The organism is Idiomarina sp. Sol25, from assembly GCF_033052775.1.
In the GTDB taxonomy this organism is placed as follows: domain Bacteria; phylum Pseudomonadota; class Gammaproteobacteria; order Enterobacterales; family Alteromonadaceae; genus Idiomarina.
The window spans coordinates 1-402 of sequence record NZ_JAUPEW010000048.1; the positions used below are offsets into that span (position 1 = coordinate 1).

Here is a 402-nt window from a genome sequence, read left to right on the forward strand (position 1 = left end):
TGACGCGCTGGCCGACAGCACCGCCCTGGGGCTCGACAATGTCAACGGTCTGGCCCTGCAAATGCAGGGCGACACGCTGCATGTCTTTGCCACCTCTGAAACCGAAGCCGGGCTCACCCATGCCACCGCCACATTGTCACATGACGCCGTGCAAACCGGCGGCAGCGGGAATGACACGCTTGTGGCCGCAGACAGTGGCAGCGTCTTGCTGGATGGTGCAGGTGATGACTGGCTGGGCGGGGGTGCAGGCGCGGATGTCTTTGTGCTAACCGCTGATGGCAGCCGGGATGAAATTCACGATTTCGATCCTAACATGGACAGAATTGATTTGCAGACATGGGAGGGGCTGACCTCCGTGGCACAGTTGGAGATCACGTCCACCGCCAGTGGCGCAGTGTTGCG

The 402-nt window shown here is 61.2% G+C and carries 1 protein-coding gene; it reads left to right on the top strand.

What is annotated here, in order from left to right:
* On the top strand, positions 1–402 hold a 402-nt coding region (locus Q5L94_RS13400), incomplete at both ends, for a M10 family metallopeptidase C-terminal domain-containing protein (protein ID WP_411161943.1).